This window comes from Cupriavidus sp. OV096 (genome assembly GCF_900115455.1).
Classification (GTDB): Bacteria; Pseudomonadota; Gammaproteobacteria; order Burkholderiales; family Burkholderiaceae; genus Cupriavidus.
This window is the reverse complement of sequence record NZ_FOWM01000001.1, coordinates 181,802-198,053: the sequence shown is the minus strand read 5'-3', so window position 1 is coordinate 198,053 and position 16,252 is coordinate 181,802. Positions and strand designations below refer to the sequence as shown.

Here is a 16,252-nt window from a genome sequence, read left to right as displayed (position 1 = left end):
TGTTTGCAATCCGCTAACCGGTCAAGCCGTGTCGCGGAAGGTTGATGAACCCGCTTAACTCCGGCATTCCCGGAGAATAGTGAGCGCCCCATGATGCAGCAGTATCAGAGCAATTCGTACCTCTTCGGCGGCAACGCCCCCTATGTGGAAGAGCTGTACGAGGCCTATCTCCAGAATCCCAGCTCGGTTCCCGACAACTGGCGCGCGTATTTCGACGCGATGCAGAATGTCCCGGCTGTGGATGGGTCCAACTCCCGCGATATCCCCCACGCACCGATCGTTGCCTCGTTCGCCGAGCGCGCCAAGCAGGGCCCCATCAAGACCATCGTTGCCTCGGCCGATTCCGACATGGGCCGCAAGCGCGTTGCTGCGACCCAGCTGATCGCTGCCTACCGCAACATCGGTACCCACTGGGCCGACCTCGATCCGCTGAAGCGCCAGGAGCGTCCGCCCCTGCCTGATCTGGATCCGGCGTTCTACGGTTTCTCCGAGGCCGACCTCGACATCGTCTTCAATGCCAGCAACACGTATTTCGGCAAGGAATCGATGAGCCTGCGCGAGTTGCTCAACAACCTCCGTGAGACCTACTGCGGCACCATCGGCGCCGAGTTCATGTACGTGAGCGACCAGGCGCAGAAGCGCTGGTGGCAGGAGCGCCTGGAAACCACGCGTTCCAAGCCCGTGTTCACGCTGGAAAAGAAGAAGCACATCCTGGACCGCCTGACCGCGTCCGAGGGCCTTGAGCGCTTCCTCCACACGAAGTACGTCGGCCAGAAGCGCTTCTCGCTCGAAGGCGGCGAGAGCTTTATCGCCGCGATGGACGAGCTGATCCAGCACTCCGGTTCGAAGGGTGTGCAGGAAATCGTGATCGGCATGGCCCACCGTGGCCGTCTGAACGTGCTGGTCAATACGCTGGGCAAGATGCCGGCCGACCTGTTCGCCGAATTCGAAGGCAAGCACGTCGATGACCTGCCCGCCGGCGACGTCAAGTACCACAAGGGCTTCTCGAGCGATGTCTCGACCGAAGGCGGCCCGGTTCACCTGTCGCTCGCGTTCAACCCGTCGCACCTGGAAATCGTCAACCCGGTGGTCGAGGGTTCGTCGAAGGCCCGCCAGGAACGCCGTGGCGAAGCCGGCCACAAGGAAGTGCTGCCGGTGCAGGTGCACGGCGACGCCGCCTTCGCTGGCCAGGGCGTGGTCATGGAGACGCTGAACCTGGCGCAGACCCGCGGCTACGGCACGGGCGGCACCATGCACATCGTCATCAACAACCAGATCGGCTTCACGACGTCTGACCCGCGCGACGCGCGTTCCACGCTGTACTGCACGGACGTGGTCAAGATGATCGAGGCTCCGGTGCTGCACGTGAACGGCGACGATCCCGAAGCCGTGGTGTACGCCATGCAACTGGCCACCGACTTCCGCATGGAATTCAAGAAGGATGTCGTGGTTGACATCATCTGCTTCCGGAAGCTGGGCCACAACGAGCAGGACACGCCGGCTGTAACGCAGCCGCTGATGTACAAGAAGATCTCGCAACACCCGGGCACGCGCAAGTTGTACGCCGACAAGCTGGCCGCGCAGAACCTGGTGCCCGCCGACTTTGGCGACCAGCTGGTCAAGGAATACCGTGCCGCGATGGACGCGGGCAAGCACACGGTGGACCCGGTCCTGTCGAACTTCAAGAACAAGTTCGCCGTGGACTGGATGCCGTTCCTGAACCGCAAGTGGACCGACGCAGCCGACACCGCCGTGCCGGTGACCGAGCTGAAGCGCCTGGCCGAGCGGATCACGACCATCCCCGAGCACCTGAAGCTGCACCCGCTGGTGGAAAAGGTCATTAAGGACCGCGCCAACATGGGCCGTGGCGACCAGCCTCTGGACTGGGGCATGGGCGAGCACCTGGCGTTCGCATCGCTGGTGGCCTCGGGCTACCCGGTGCGTATCACCGGCCAGGATGCTGGCCGTGGCACCTTCACCCACCGTCACTCGGTACTGCACGACCAGGGTCGCGAGCGCTGGGATGCCGGCAGCTACGTGCCGCTGCAGAACGTGTCCGAGAATCAGGCCCCGTTCACCGTGATCGACTCGGTGCTGTCCGAAGAAGCCGTGCTCGGCTTCGAATACGGCTACTCGACTGCGGAACCGAATGCGCTGGTGATCTGGGAAGCCCAGTTCGGCGACTTCGTGAATGGCGCCCAGGTGGTGATCGACCAGTTCATCTCGTCGGGTGAAGTGAAGTGGGGCCGCGCCTCGGGCCTGACGATGATGCTGCCGCACGGCTATGAGGGCCAGGGTCCGGAACACAGCTCGGCCCGTATCGAGCGTTTCCTGCAGCTCTGCGCAGACCACAACATTCAGGTTGTGCAGCCGACCACGCCGGCACAGATCTTCCACCTGCTGCGTCGCCAGATGATCCGGCTGTTCCGCAAGCCGCTGGTGATCATGACGCCGAAGTCGCTGCTGCGTAACAAGGATGCGGTGTCGCCGCTGTCCGACCTGGCCAAGGGTCACTTCGAGACGGTCATCCCCGATCACGAAGAACTGAACGCCAGCAAGGTCAAGCGCGTGATCATGTGCTCGGGCAAGGTCTACTACGACCTGGTCAACACCCGCAAGGAGCGTGGTGCCACCGACACGGCGATCATCCGCCTGGAACAGCTGTACCCGTTCCCGCACAAGGCTGTGGCCGCCGAGCTCAAGAAGTACCCGGGCGTGACCGAAATCCTGTGGTGCCAGGACGAGCCGCAGAACCAGGGTGCCTGGTTCTTCGTGCAGCACTACATCATGGAAAACATGACGGAAGGCCAGAAGCTCGGTTATGCCGGTCGTCCTGCCTCGGCTTCGCCGGCGGTGGGCTACTACGCAAAGCACAACGAGCAACAGAAGGCGCTGCTGGACGCTGCGTTCTCCAAGCTCAAGGGCTTTGTGCTGACCAAGTAATAAGACGGCCGGCCTGGCGCGCAGTGGTGCGCGCCGGGCTTCGGCCTGTTTGAACATACACGCATACATCGAGGAAAATTTCTCACCATGGCTATTGTTGACGTCAAGGTTCCGCAACTGTCTGAATCGGTCGCCGAAGCGACCATGCTGAACTGGAAGAAGAAGCCGGGCGAAGCTGTTGCCCAGGACGAGATCCTGATCGAGATCGAGACCGACAAGGTCGTGCTGGAAGTGCCGGCGCCCGCCGCCGGCGTGCTGTCGCAGATCATCAAGAACGACGGCGATACCGTCGTGGCCGATGAACTGATCGCCAAGATTGATACCGAAGCCACCGCTGGCGCCGCCGCTCCGGCTGCCGCCGCCCCGGCTCCGGCCGCTGCACCTGCCGCCGCCGCCCCGGCTCCCGCTGCCGCCACCGGCGCCAGCGGCATCGCCATGCCGTCGGCTGCCAAGCTGATGGCCGAAGGCGGCCTGTCCGCCGGTCAGGTTGCCGGCACCGGCAAGGATGGCCGCATCACCAAGGGTGACGTGCTGGCCGCCGGCTCGGCGCCCGCACCGGCCGCCAAGGCCGCCCCGGCACCGGCTCCGGCCAAGCCGGCCCTGCAGCAAGTGTCCGCCCAGGTGGACTTCGCCGCGCTGGGCGACCGCCCGGAAGAGCGCGTGCCGATGAGCCGCCTGCGCGCCCGTATCGCCGAGCGCCTGGTGCAGTCGCAGTCCACCAACGCCATCCTCACTACGTTCAACGAAGTGAACATGAAGCCGGTGATGGACCTGCGCAACAAGTACAAGGACCGCTTCGAGAAGGAGCACGGCGTGAAGCTGGGCTTCATGTCGTTCTTCGTCAAGGCTGCCGTGCACGCCCTGAAGAAGTACCCGATCATCAACGCCTCGGTGGATGGCAACGATATCGTCTACCACGGCTACTTCGACATCGGTATCGCGGTGGGTTCGCCGCGTGGCCTGGTGGTGCCGATCCTGCGCAACGCCGACCAGATGAGCCTGGCCGACATCGAGAAGAAGATCGCCGAGTTCGGCGCCAAGGCCCGTGACGGCAAGCTGTCGCTGGAAGAACTGACGGGCGGCACGTTCTCGATCTCGAACGGCGGTACGTTCGGTTCGATGCTGTCGACGCCGATTATCAACCCGCCGCAATCGGCCATCCTGGGCGTGCACGCCACCAAGGATCGTGCCGTGGTGGAAGACGGCCAGATCGTGATTCGCCCGATGAACTACCTGGCCATGTCCTACGACCACCGGATCATCGATGGTCGCGAGGCTGTGCTGGGCCTGGTGGCGATGAAGGAAGCGCTGGAAGATCCGGCCCGCCTGCTGCTGGACCTGTAAGCGTCCGTCTCCTCCCTCTGAATTGAAGGACACCCGCTCCCCGCCGCCCGTTGAATCGGGCGCGTGGGAGCAGGCCGTCCAGAAGGAAACTCCATGAGCAAACAATTCGACGTGCTGGTGATCGGCGCCGGCCCCGGCGGCTATATCGCCGCCATCCGCGCAGCCCAGCTGGGCCTGAACGTGGCCTGCTGCGAAGGCAACGCCTATGACGACCCCAAGGGCGAGCCGCGCCTGGGCGGCACCTGCCTGAACGTGGGCTGCATCCCCTCCAAGGCATTGCTGGCTTCCTCGGAAGAGTTCGAGAACGCCTCGCACCACCTAGCCGACCACGGCATCACCGTGGGTGACGTCAAGGTGGACGTGCCCAAGATGCTCAAGCGCAAGGACGACATCGTCGGCAAGATGACCAAGGGCATCGAGTTCCTGTTCCGCAAGAACAAGGTGACGCTGCTCAAGGGCTACGGCAAGTTCGCCGGCAAGGCTGCCGAAGGCTTCCAGGTGGAAGTGGCCGGTGAGGTCGTGACCGCGAAGCAGGTCATTATCGCTACCGGTTCGAAGGCCCGTCACCTGCCGGGCATCACCGTGGACAACAACCTCGTCAGCGATAACGAGGGCGCGCTGAAGTTCCCGACCGTGCCGAAGAAACTGGGCGTGATTGGCGCCGGCGTGATCGGCCTGGAACTGGGCTCGGTGTGGCGCCGCCTGGGTGCCGAAGTGACCGTGCTGGAAGCGCTGCCTGCGTTCCTGGGCGCTGCCGATGAAGGCGTGGCCAAGGAAGCGCAGAAGCTGCTGACCAAGCAGGGCCTGCAGTTCAGCCTCGGCGTGAAGGTCAACGAGGTCAAGACCGGCAAGGACAGCGTCACCGTCAGCTATGACGACAAGGACGGCAAGGCCCAGACGCTGGAAGTGGATCGCCTGATCGTGTCCGTCGGCCGCGTGCCGAACACCGACAACCTGAACCTGGAAGCGGTGGGCCTGGGCGCGGACGCGCGCGGCTTCATCGAGGTGGACGACCACTGCCAGACCAAGGTGCCGGGCCTGTGGGCCATCGGCGACGTGGTGCGTGGTCCGATGCTCGCCCATAAGGCGGAAGACGAAGGCGTGGCCGTGGCCGAGCGCATCGTCGGCCAGAAGCCGCACATCGACTTCAACACGGTTCCTTGGGTGATCTACACCTTCCCGGAAATCGCGTGGGTCGGCAAGACCGAGCAGCAGCTGAAGGCCGAAGGCCGCCAGTACAAATCGGGCCAGTTCCCGTTCATGGCCAACGGCCGTGCGCTGGGCATGGGCGCCTCGGACGGCTTCGTCAAGATGCTGGCCGATGCCAAGACCGACGAGATCCTGGGCGTGCACATCGTGGCCGCCAACGCGTCGGACCTGATCGCCGAAGCCGTCGTGGCGATGGAGTTCAAGGCCGCCAGCGAGGATATCGGTCGCGTCTGCCATCCGCACCCGTCGATGTCCGAAGTCATGCGCGAAGCCGCGCTGGCCGTGGACAAGCGCCAGCTCAACATGTAAGGCTGATGCCTGCCATTGCGTGAGCACCGGCGCGCCGCAACCAGCGGCGCGCCGTTTTCACTTGCAGCGCCCGCGCATCTTGCGCCGGACGCCCCCAGCGTGAACCCAGCATGAACGTCACCGAGTTTTACGAGAAAGAACTGCAACAGCGCGGCTACCAGTCGGACGAGGCGCAACTGCGCGCCGTGGCACGGCTGCAGCAGTGCTACGACGAATGGGTGGCCTACAAGAACCGGCGCAGCAACGCGCTGAAGAAGCTTCTGGTGCACCCCGATGTGCCCAAGGGCGTCTACCTGTGGGGTGGAGTGGGGCGCGGCAAGTCGTTCCTGATGGACAGCTTCTACTCTTGCGTGCCCGTGGTTCGGAAGACGCGGCTCCATTTCCACGAGTTCATGCGCGAAGTGCATCGCCAGTTGGAGGAATTGCGAGGTCGGCCCGACCCCCTCGACGAACTGGCCAAGCGCATCGCGCGCAAATACCGGCTGATCTGCTTCGACGAATTCCACGTCAGCGACGTGGCGGACGCCATGATGCTGCACCGCCTGCTGGACCAGATGTTCGCGAATGGCGTGCAATTCGTGATGACGTCGAACTATCGCCCGGACCTGCTGTACCCGGACGGCTTGCACCGCGAACGCGTGCTGCCCGCGATCGACCTCCTCCAGGAGAAGCTCGACGTGCTCAACGTGGACGCGGGTATCGACTACCGCAAGCGCGCCCTGGAGCAGGTCGAGGCGTACCACACGCCGCTGAACCGCGAGGCCAGCGCGGCGCTGCGCGATGCCTTCGTGGGTATCGCCGGCACGGCCGACGAATCGCCGATCCTCCATATCGAGCACCGTGAACTCAAGGCGCTGCGTAAGGCGAACGGTGTGGTCTGGTTCGACTTCGCCACGCTCTGCGGCGGCCCGCGCTCGCAAAACGACTATCTGGAGCTGGCGTCGCAGTTCCATACGGTGATCCTGTCGGATGTGCCGAAGATGACGCCGCGGATGTCGTCGGAGGCGCGCCGCTTCACCTGGCTGATCGACGTGTTCTACGACCACAAGGTCAAGCTGCTGATGTCCGCCGAGGTGCCTGCCGACGAGTTGTATACCGAAGGGCAGATGGCTGGCGAGTTCCATCGCACGGTGTCGCGGATCATCGAAATGCAGTCACGGGAGTACCTGGAGTCCGAGCGACGGACCATGGATACCTCGCTGACCTGAGCGGGCTGGAAGCTGTTGTCGGACTGGTACGAATCCGACCTATTTGATCTGCATCAAGGCGTATGGTGTGCGTGCTACCTACTATCCGTGGGTATTAAAAGCGCGCCATGCCGTCCCCGTCCCTACCTACCCCATCGCTCGCACCAGCCGGCGGCCCCCTTGGGGTGCTGCCAGCGACAACGACGACCTTACCGCCCCCATCCGCCGCCCGGCGCGCGATTCCCGCGACGCCTGCGGCCCCCACGATGGCGGGCGCTTCGCCATCCCCATCGACTTCCACGCACGTAGACGGCCATTGCTTTCACTGCGGCCAGCCGCTGACGCCAGCGGAGCCGGTATTCATTGCCGATGTCGAAGGCAGCGCGCGCAGTTTCTGCTGCGGCGGCTGCCAGACGCTGGCGCAGATGCTCCACGCGGCTGGTTTCGGCCATCTGTATGGCGATACCTCTCGCTTCGCGCGTCCTATCGACGACGCCGCGCGCCGGGAAGCCGAGCCGGTCTGGGCTGCCTACGACACGCCCGAGCTGCGCCAGCAGTTCGTCCGCCCGCTAGGCGATGACAAGGCTGAGGTCACTCTGGCGCCGGAAGGTATCCGCTGCGCTGCCTGCGCGTGGCTGATCGAGCAGCGCCTGGGCCAGCTGCCGGGTGTGGAACTGGCGGTGGCCAACGTGGCAACGCGCCGCGTGGTGGTGCGCTGGCGGGAATCGCAACAAACCGTGTCAGCCTTGCTCGGCGCCCTAGCGGACATCGGCTATATGGCGTGGCCATTCGAGGTGTCCCGCAGCGACCGCCAGGACCGCCGCGAACGGCGCGGGCTGCTGATGCGGATGGCCGTGGCGATGCTCGGCATGATGCAGGTCATGATGTACGCGTGGCCGATCTACACCCATGAAGCCACGATCGATGCTGGCCAGTTGCAACTGATGCGCTGGGCCAGCTTCGCGCTGACGCTTCCGGTCGTCTTTTATTCTGCCTCCCCGATTTTCACCGGCGCCTGGCGCAGCCTGCGCCAGCGCGCGATGGGCATGGACGTGCCCGTGGCCATCGGCGTGGCCGCCGGCTTTCTGGCCAGCGCAGCCGCCACGGTGCGCGGCGTGGGTGAGGTTTACTTCGATTCCGTGACGATGTTCGTGGCCTTCCTGCTGCTGGCCCGCTATCTGGAACTGCGCGTGCGTCAGGCGTCCCGAAGCGGCGCCGAGATGCTCGCGCGTCAGCTTCCGGCCACCTGCGAGCGCCTGACGGAGGGCGGCACCGCCGAGCGCGTGCCGGTGGCCCGCCTCGGCGCGGGCGACCGTATCCGGGTCAAGGCCGGTGAAATCATGCCCGTGGACGGCGTGGTGCTGGCTGGCATCAGCGAACTCGACGAATCGATGCTGACCGGCGAGGCACGACCGGTGCGACGGGGTATCGGCGATGCGGTACTCGCCGGGTGTTTCAACACGGCCAGCCCGCTCGAGGTGCGCGTCGGGCGCATCGGCGCCAATACGCGGCTGGCCGAGATCGTGGCGGTGCTGGACCGTGCCCTTGCGGAAAAGCCACGACTGGCGATGCTGGCCGACCGCGTCGCAGGCTGGTTTGTCGGCGCGCTGCTTGGGATGGCGGCGGTCACCGGTATCGTCTGGGCCGTCTGGATCGATCCGTCGCGCGCGTTGTTGGTGACGGTGGCGGTGCTCGTGGTGAGCTGTCCCTGCGCGCTGTCGCTGGCTACGCCTGCGGCGCTGGCGGCCGCCGGTGCGGCACTGTCGCGGCGCGGCGTGCTGCTGACGCGGTCTCACGCCATCGAAACCCTCGCGCGCGTCACCGACATCGTGCTCGACAAGACCGGCACGCTGACCGAGGGGCGCTTCGCGGTGGTGCTGACCGAAGCCACAGGCCGCCTCGAAGCGGACATCTGCCTGGCGATTGCCGCGGCGATGGAGCAGGGCGGCGAGCATCCGATAGCCCGGGCGTTCCTCGATGCCCGCGCACCATCGACCGGGCGGGAGCAGCCCTCGGTGGACGATCTGTGCAATGTGCCGGGGCAGGGAGTCGAAGCCTGTGTCGACGGGCGGCGCGTGCGGCTTGGCCGGCGCGACTTCGCGGCGGCGTTGGCGCTGGAGCCGGGCGTCTGGGTCGGCGATGACGCGGCCATCGGCGCCTCTGGCAACGCCCATCGCGGCGCTACCGAGGTCTGGTTGGGCGCTGCCGAGGGCCTGCTGGCACGGTTTTTCCTGTCCGATATTGCACGCCCGCAGACGCCGGCGCTGATCGATGCGCTCGACCTGCTTGGCATTCGTACTCATCTGATTTCTGGCGACAACGTCGAAGCGGTGCGCTGGTGGGCCGACCATTTCGGCATGGAAACCGCCCATGGCGCCGTGACGCCCGAAGGCAAACGCGCCTATGTGGCCGCGCTGCAAGAGCAGGGCGCTGTGGTGCTGGCCGTGGGCGACGGCATCAATGACGCGCCGGTGCTGGCCCAGGCACAGGTCTCCATCGCAATCGGGAGCGGCGCACCGCTGGCCCAGGCAGGCGCCGACGCGGTCCTCACGCATGGCGGCGTGGCCGAGATTGCCAACACCATCGCCGCCGCGCGCCGTACGCGCCGCGTGGTGCGGCAGAACCTCGGCTGGGCCTTCTTCTACAACATTGTGGCCATTCCGCTGGCCGCCACAGGGCTGGTCACGGCCTGGATGGCAGGCATCGGCATGTCCGTGTCGTCGCTGCTTGTGGTGGCCAATGCCTGGCGCCTGCTGCGTGCACCGAACAAGGAGCGCTGACCATGGAAACCCTTTACCTGCTCGTGCCAATGAGCCTGGTGCTCGTGGCGCTGATAGCTGGCGCGCTCTGGTGGGCGCTCAACGCGGGCCAGTACGACGACCTCGACCGACCCGGCGAAGCCATCCTGCTCGATAACGACAAGCCATGAATTGCAAGCTTTTTACGAGCCCGAGTGGCGCGCGGCAGCAACAGTTCCCTTCGTTGAATTGCGACTTGACCGGGATCAACGCGCGGGCGGCGGCGACTTTCTAAAGTCACACCAACACTAGGGTTAAACGATCTTTACTTCTGTATTTGGGGGTCTGAATGGATGTCTCTACCGCGTCTCCACGCGTCGACACCTTTAACTACGGCGTCGTACGGCAGTTTGCCGTGATGACCGTGGTTTGGGGGATCGTCGGCATGGCCGTCGGCGTTCTGCTGGCGGCGCAACTGATCTGGCCAGATCTCAATTTCAATACCCCGTGGCTGTCCTTCGGGCGCCTGCGTCCGCTGCACACCAACGCGGTGATCTTCGCCTTCGGCGGCAGCGCGCTGTTCGCCACGTCGTACTACGTGGTGCAGCGCACCTGCCAGGCGCGCCTGTTCTGCGGGCCGCTGGCAGCGTTCACGTTCTGGGGCTGGCAGATCGTCATCGTGGCGGCTGCCATCACGCTACCGCTCGGCATCACGACTTCCAAGGAATATGCGGAACTCGAATGGCCAATCGACATCCTGATTACGCTGGTCTGGGTCGCCTACGCGGTGGTGTTCTTCGGCACCATCATCAAGCGCAAGACGCGCCATATCTACGTGGCCAACTGGTTCTTCGGCGCGTACATCCTGACCATCGCCATCCTGCATATCGTGAACAACATCGAGATGCCGGCGTCGATGTGGAAGTCGTATTCCGCCTATGCGGGCGTGCAGGACGCGATGATCCAGTGGTGGTACGGCCATAACGCCGTGGGCTTCTTCCTGACCACCAGCTTCCTCGGGATGATGTACTACTTCATCCCGAAGCAGGCCGGACGGCCGATCTACTCGTACCGGCTCTCCATCGTCCACTTCTGGGCGCTGAACTTCACCTATATGTGGGCCGGCCCCCACCATCTGCAATACACCGCGCTGCCGGACTGGGCGCAGTCGCTCGGCATGGCGTTTTCGCTGATCCTGCTCGCGCCGTCCTGGGGCGGGATGATCAACGGGATCATGACCATGTCCGGCGCCTGGCACAAGCTTCGCACGGACCCGATCCTCAAGTTCATGGTGGTTGCGCTGTCGTTCTACGGCATGGCCACGTTTGAAGGATCGATGATGTCCATCAAGACCGTGAATGCGCTGTCGCACTACACGGACTGGACGATCGGCCATGTCCACTCGGGCGCGCTCGGCTGGGTCGCGATGATCTCGATCGGCTCGCTGTACTACCTGATTCCACGCCTGTTCGGGCAAAAGGAGATGTTCAGCGTCAAGCTGATCGAGTGGCACTTCTGGATCGCGACGATCGGCGTGGTGCTCTACATCGCCTCGATGTGGATCGCCGGCGTGATGGAAGGGCTGATGTGGCGCGCCACGCAGCCGGACGGCACGCTGACCTACGCGTTCGTCGAAGCGGTCAAGGCGAAGTATCCGTTCTACCTGATCCGCCTGCTCGGTGGCCTGTGTTTCCTGACCGGCATGCTGGTCATGGCCTACAACGTGGTGCGCACGATCGCCGGCAAGACGGCCACGGACGCGCCGATCCCGGCCAGCCTGCCGGCTTCCGCCCAGGCTCCCGCACACTGACCGCCGAGGATTGCTGAGATGTCACAAAAACAAGGATTCTTCACCCACGAAACACTGGAAAAGAACGTTGGCTGGCTGATCATCGCCACGATCATCGTGGTGAGCATTGCGGGTCTGGTGCAGATCGTGCCGCTGTTCTTCCAGCATTCCACGACCAAGCCCGACGCGGGCATCGTGCCCTACACGCCGCTGCGCCTGATGGGCCGCGATATCTATATCCGCGAAGGCTGCGTCGGCTGCCATTCGCAGCAGGTGCGCACGCTGCAGGCCGAGACGGAGCGCTATGGCCATTTCTCGACGGCCGGCGAGTCGGTGTATGACCATCCGTTCCTGTGGGGTTCCAAGCGTACCGGTCCAGACCTCGCCCGCGTGGGCGGCCGGTATTCGGATGACTGGCAGCGCATCCACCTGCGCAATCCGCGCGATGTGGTGCCGGAATCGGTGATGCCGTCGTATCCGTGGCTCGAGAAGACCGCGCTGCCGACGGGCGATATCCAGGGCCGGATGCGCGCCCTGAAGCGGTTGGGTGTGCCGTACACCGAGGAGCAAATCGCCCATGCCCCTGAGGAACTCGCCGGCAAGACCGAAGAGGACGCGATGGTGGCCTACCTGCAAGGCCTCGGCCTGAACCGCCGCAACGTGCGCCTGGACGCCGCCACGGCGGCCGCGGCACCGAAGGAGTAACCGCCATGGCCATCCTGACCTCCGCTGCCACCGTGCTGTCGATGCTGGCCTTCCTCGCCATCTGCTGGTGGGCCTGGTCGTCGCGGCGCCAGGCCGCCAACGAGGAGTCAGCCATGCTGCCCTTCGCGTTGCCCGACGAGACCACGATAACGACAAGCCGGAACCCACAGTCATGAGCGATTTCTTTTCCGATTACTGGAGTTACTACATTACGGCCATCTCGCTGGTCGGCATCGCGTGGTGCGTGTGGCTGCTGTTCTCGCAGCGCCGGGCGCCAAAAAGCCAGGGTGCGACCGAGGATACCGGCCATGTCTGGGATGGTGACCTGCGCGAGTTGAACAACCCGCTGCCGCGCTGGTGGATGTGGATGTTCCTGCTGGCCTGCATCTTCAGCGTGTGCTACCTGGTGCTGTATCCGGGCCTGGGTTCCTACGCCGGCGTGCTGGGGTTCTCCTCGCAGGGCGAACTGGCGGCGCATCGACAGGCTGCCGAGAAGATGCAGAACGAGATCTACGGGAAGTACATGTCGATGGACGTGACGAAGGTCGCCGCCGATCCCGACGCCCGTGAAATTGGCCAGCGCCTGTTCCTGAACTACTGCGCGCAGTGCCATGGCTCCGACGCGCGCGGCAGCCGCGGCTTTCCGAACCTGGCCGACAACGACTGGCTCTATGGCGGCGACCCCGAAACGATCCGTCAGACGATCACCAAGGGTCGCAACGGCATGATGCCGCCGTTTGCGGGCGTCATCGACGCCAAGCTCGCCGGGGACACGGCCCAGTATGTGCGCTCGCTGTCGGGCCTGGCGTCTGACCCGATCCGCGCGTCGCGGGGCGAGGGCACCTTCAAGACCACGTGTGCGGCCTGCCATGGGGCCAGCGGCAAGGGCAACCAGGCGCTCGGCGCGCCGAACCTGTCGGACAGCGTCTGGCTCTACGGCAGTTCGGAAAATGCCATCGTCGAGGCGATCCAGAAGGGTCATAACGGGCACATGCCCGCGCATGAGGAAATCCTGACGCCCGAGCGCATCCGCATGCTGACCGCCTACGTGTGGGGTCTCTCCAATACAGGAGCGGCCGGACAATGATCAACAGCCCCCGGGCAGGGCGGCCAGCCGCCTGCCGGGGCGCGAGGAACACAAGATGAACGCGCCCCCCAATGCTGCACAGCCCGTAGCGGACGACCCCGCTACGTCGGAGCCCTCACGGCCCGACGACAGCCCGCCATGGCGCCCGGCTGCCACGCCGCTATCCGGGCAATCTGCCCAATCGGCTGAATCTTCGGAAGAAACACTCTACGAGGTCCGGCGCAAGATCTATCCGCGCTCGGTCACGGGCGCCTTCTCGAGCTGGCGCGTCTGGCTCGTCATCCTCACCCAGCTGGTCTACTACGGCGCCCCGTGGCTGCAATGGAACGACCGCCAGGCGGTGCTGTTTGACCTCGGCGCGCGCAAGTTCTATATCTTCGGCCTCGTGCTGTGGCCGCAGGACGTGATCTACCTCGCGGTCCTGCTTGTCATCTCGGCGCTCGCCCTGTTCCTGTTCACCGCCATCGCGGGCCGGCTGTTCTGTGGCTACGCGTGTCCACAGACCGTCTACACAGAAATCTTCATGTGGATCGAGCGACGCGTGGAAGGCGATCGCATCGCCCGCATCCGGCTGGACGGCGACCCGTGGAGCCTGCGCAAGCTGCGGCTCAAGGCGACCAAGCACACGCTCTGGGTGGTGATCGCCCTGTGGACCGGCTTCACGTTCGTCGGCTATTTCTCGCCGATCCGCGAGCTGGGCGGGCAGGTGATCGACCTCTCGCTGGGGCCGTGGCAGTCGTTCTGGATGCTGTTCTATGCCTTCGCCACCTGGGGCAACGCCGGCTTCATGCGCGAGCAGGTGTGCAAGTACATGTGCCCATATGCGCGTTTCCAGAGCGTGATGGTCGACCGCGATACCTTCGTGGTGACCTATGACGTAGGCCGTGGCGAGCCGCGCGGCAGCCGCTCGCGCAAGACGGACCGGCACACCGCCGGCATTGGCGATTGCGTCAATTGCAGCATCTGCGTGCAGGTCTGCCCGACCGGGATCGACATCCGTGACGGATTGCAATACGAGTGCATTGGCTGCGGTGCCTGCATCGACGCCTGTAACCAGGTCATGGACAAGATGGCCTATCCGCGTGGCCTGATCCGCTACACCTCTGAGAACGCGATGCGCAAGGGCCTGTCGGCAGTCGCCGCGCGCAAGCGCTTGTTCCGCACGCGGACGATTGTCTGCGCGGTGATCTGGTCGGCGCTGGTGGGGGGCTTCATCGGGTCGCTGGCGATGCGCACGCCGCTCAAGGTCGATGTCATCCGCGACCGTGGCGCGTTGGGCCGCGAGGTCGAAGGTCGCTGGATCGAGAACGTGTACCGGCTGCAACTGATCAATACGACCGAGACGCCGATGCGCGTCCGGGTACAGGCGACGAGCGCGGAGCTGCAAGGGTTGACCATCGAGTATGACAAGTCGGCAGAAACGCTGCCGCCTACGTCGAACCGGCTGTTGCCGGTGCGGATCCGTATCCCGCTCGACCACGCGCCGCAGGGCACGCACAAGATCCGTATCACGGTCACGGGGGAGGGTATGGACGACGCACGCGGACGCGCGCAGATCCAGGAAGCGACCAGTTTCATCGTGCCGCGCGGCCTGTAGGACAGGTCATTCAGGAAATATTCGACGCAAGGAGTAGGCAATGACAGCGCAACAAGTCAAGCCGTGGTGGAAGGAACCGTGGCCGTGGCTGCTGATGAGCGGACCGCTGCTGGCGATGATCGGCTGTGGTGTGACGATCTGGCTCGCCAATACCCACGCCGACGTGCCGGTGCGCGATGCCGCGCGGCATGGGCTGGTGGTGGAGAAGCTGGATGGGTCCGCCGTGCGTGCCGACGCCCATGTCAATGACACGGCGAGGCGGCCATGAGACTACGCTGGCTGATGTGGGTGATGTGGCCAGCGTTCCTGATGGGCGGCGTGGCCACGGCAACGGTGTTCTCGATTGTCGATCCCAGTGACCTGAGCTTCTTCGGTCATCCGGTCGACGCGTCGCGTGAGGCGATCTATACCGTGGGATTCCTGCTGGCGTGGCTGTTCTGCGCCTTGTCGAGCGGCCTGACGCTCTACACCATGCCAACGCCGCTCAGCGATACCGATGAACTCGAGTAGCGAGTGCACCGCCGCCGGCGAGCCGGCCTTAGCAGGAGCGGTTGTAGATCTGCTTGATGCCGGCCATGTCGATGAGCTTGACGTGGCGCTGGCGGATCTGGATCAGGCCCGCCTCGGCAAAACGAGAGAACAGGCGGCTGACGGTTTCGAGTTTCAGGCCAAGATAACTGCCGATCTCCTCGCGACTCATGCGCAACACGAACTCGCTCGACGAGTAGCCACGCGCCGACAGGCGATCGGAAAGATTGACGAGGAACGCGGCAAGCCGCTCCTCGGCCCGCATCGAACCCAACGTCATCAGCATCACCTGGTCCTGCGAAATCTCCTTGCTCATCAAGCGCAGGAACTGGGTTTGCAGCGAGGGCAGGTCAGACGAGAGCGCCTGCAAGTCGTTGAAGCGTACGACGCAGACTTCGGCATCCTCGAGGGCCGTGGCATCGGAAGCATGCTGCATTTCGCCGAGGCCATCCATACCGACCATCTCGCCGGGCAGATGGAAGCCGGTGATCTGCGAGCGGCCGTCTTCGAGCGTCACGTGCGTCTTGAGCGTGCCGAAACGCACGGCATAGACGGCGGTGAGCGGATCGCCCATGCGGTAAAGCGTTTCGCCCTTGTGCACGCGCACGCGTTCCTGCACGAGCGTGTCCATCTTCAGGAGGTCCTGGTGCGACATGCCTACCGGCAGACAAAGCTGGCCCATCCCGCACGTAGAGCAGCGGGGCGAGATCTCGGTGACGGGTATGGAGGTAAGCAATTGAGGGCTCTTGGTGATGCGCATTGCAGCGAGGGCGCGACAGATCAATTTTACCGCGTGAAGTGACGCGGAAGCGAGGG

The 16,252-nt window shown here is 64.6% G+C and carries 14 protein-coding genes; 13 read left to right on the top strand and 1 reads right to left on the bottom strand.

Going from position 1 to position 16,252, the window contains the following annotated elements; translation table 11 throughout:
* Positions 1 to 90 precede the first annotated feature (90 nt).
* The 13 genes from BM115_RS00945 (at position 91) to BM115_RS00885 (ending at position 15,418) form a co-directional block, all read left to right on the top strand.
* Entirely contained in the window at positions 91 to 2,943 is a 2,853-nt protein-coding gene (locus tag BM115_RS00945) for a 2-oxoglutarate dehydrogenase E1 component (protein WP_092289626.1), read from the top strand.
* An 87-nt stretch (positions 2,944 to 3,030) separates the two neighbouring features.
* Positions 3,031 to 4,287 carry a 2-oxoglutarate dehydrogenase complex dihydrolipoyllysine-residue succinyltransferase gene (odhB, locus tag BM115_RS00940; protein ID WP_092289624.1) on the top strand — a complete coding sequence of 419 codons (1,257 nt, stop codon included), beginning with the start codon at positions 3,031 to 3,033 and terminating at the stop codon, positions 4,285 to 4,287.
* Positions 4,288 to 4,380: 93 nt separating this feature from the next.
* Complete coding sequence (gene lpdA / locus BM115_RS00935) at positions 4,381 to 5,805, top strand: dihydrolipoyl dehydrogenase (RefSeq protein ID WP_092289621.1); 1,425 nt, start codon at positions 4,381 to 4,383, stop codon at positions 5,803 to 5,805.
* Between the two features lie 110 nt (positions 5,806 to 5,915).
* Positions 5,916 to 7,013, top strand: a complete 1,098-nt coding sequence (gene zapE / locus BM115_RS00930; RefSeq protein ID WP_092289619.1) for a cell division protein ZapE — start codon at positions 5,916 to 5,918, stop codon at positions 7,011 to 7,013.
* Between the two features lie 245 nt (positions 7,014 to 7,258).
* Positions 7,259 to 9,772 (top strand): heavy metal translocating P-type ATPase, encoded by a 2,514-nt coding sequence (locus BM115_RS00925; protein WP_092289617.1) that lies wholly within the window; start codon positions 7,259 to 7,261, stop codon positions 9,770 to 9,772.
* A 2-nt stretch (positions 9,773 to 9,774) separates the two neighbouring features.
* Entirely contained in the window at positions 9,775 to 9,921 is a 147-nt protein-coding gene (gene ccoS, locus BM115_RS00920) for a cbb3-type cytochrome oxidase assembly protein CcoS (protein ID WP_092289615.1), read from the top strand.
* Positions 9,922 to 10,079: 158 nt separating this feature from the next.
* Positions 10,080 to 11,540, top strand: coding sequence for a cytochrome-c oxidase, cbb3-type subunit I (ccoN, locus tag BM115_RS00915; protein WP_092289613.1), 1,461 nt, complete (start codon positions 10,080 to 10,082; stop codon positions 11,538 to 11,540).
* An 18-nt stretch (positions 11,541 to 11,558) separates the two neighbouring features.
* Entirely contained in the window at positions 11,559 to 12,224 is a 666-nt protein-coding gene (gene ccoO, locus BM115_RS00910; protein WP_092289612.1) for a cytochrome-c oxidase, cbb3-type subunit II, read from the top strand.
* Between the two features lie 5 nt (positions 12,225 to 12,229).
* Positions 12,230 to 12,400, top strand: coding sequence for a cbb3-type cytochrome oxidase subunit 3 (locus tag BM115_RS00905; RefSeq protein WP_092289610.1), 171 nt, complete (start codon positions 12,230 to 12,232; stop codon positions 12,398 to 12,400).
* The gene (gene ccoP, locus BM115_RS00900) at positions 12,397 to 13,311 is read left to right on the top strand and encodes a cytochrome-c oxidase, cbb3-type subunit III (RefSeq protein WP_092289608.1); all 915 of its coding nucleotides are present in this window, start codon (positions 12,397 to 12,399) and stop codon (positions 13,309 to 13,311) included. The genes BM115_RS00905 and ccoP overlap by 4 nt, the downstream gene beginning before the upstream one ends.
* A gap of 55 nt (positions 13,312 to 13,366) precedes the next feature.
* Positions 13,367 to 14,908, top strand: a complete 1,542-nt coding sequence (gene ccoG, locus BM115_RS00895; RefSeq protein ID WP_092289606.1) for a cytochrome c oxidase accessory protein CcoG — start codon at positions 13,367 to 13,369, stop codon at positions 14,906 to 14,908.
* Between the two features lie 40 nt (positions 14,909 to 14,948).
* The gene (locus BM115_RS00890; RefSeq protein WP_092289604.1) at positions 14,949 to 15,176 is read left to right on the top strand and encodes a hypothetical protein; all 228 of its coding nucleotides are present in this window, start codon (positions 14,949 to 14,951) and stop codon (positions 15,174 to 15,176) included.
* Positions 15,173 to 15,418: a hypothetical protein gene (locus tag BM115_RS00885; RefSeq protein ID WP_092289602.1), complete on the top strand. Its 246-nt coding sequence runs from the start codon at positions 15,173 to 15,175 to the stop codon at positions 15,416 to 15,418. Before BM115_RS00890 ends, BM115_RS00885 begins: the two co-directional genes overlap by 4 nt.
* A 28-nt stretch (positions 15,419 to 15,446) precedes the next feature.
* Here BM115_RS00885 and fnr read toward each other — a convergent pair whose 3' ends face one another.
* Complete coding sequence (gene fnr / locus BM115_RS00880; protein ID WP_092290819.1) at positions 15,447 to 16,172, bottom strand: fumarate/nitrate reduction transcriptional regulator Fnr; 726 nt, start codon at positions 16,170 to 16,172, stop codon at positions 15,447 to 15,449.
* Positions 16,173 to 16,252 lie beyond the last annotated feature (80 nt).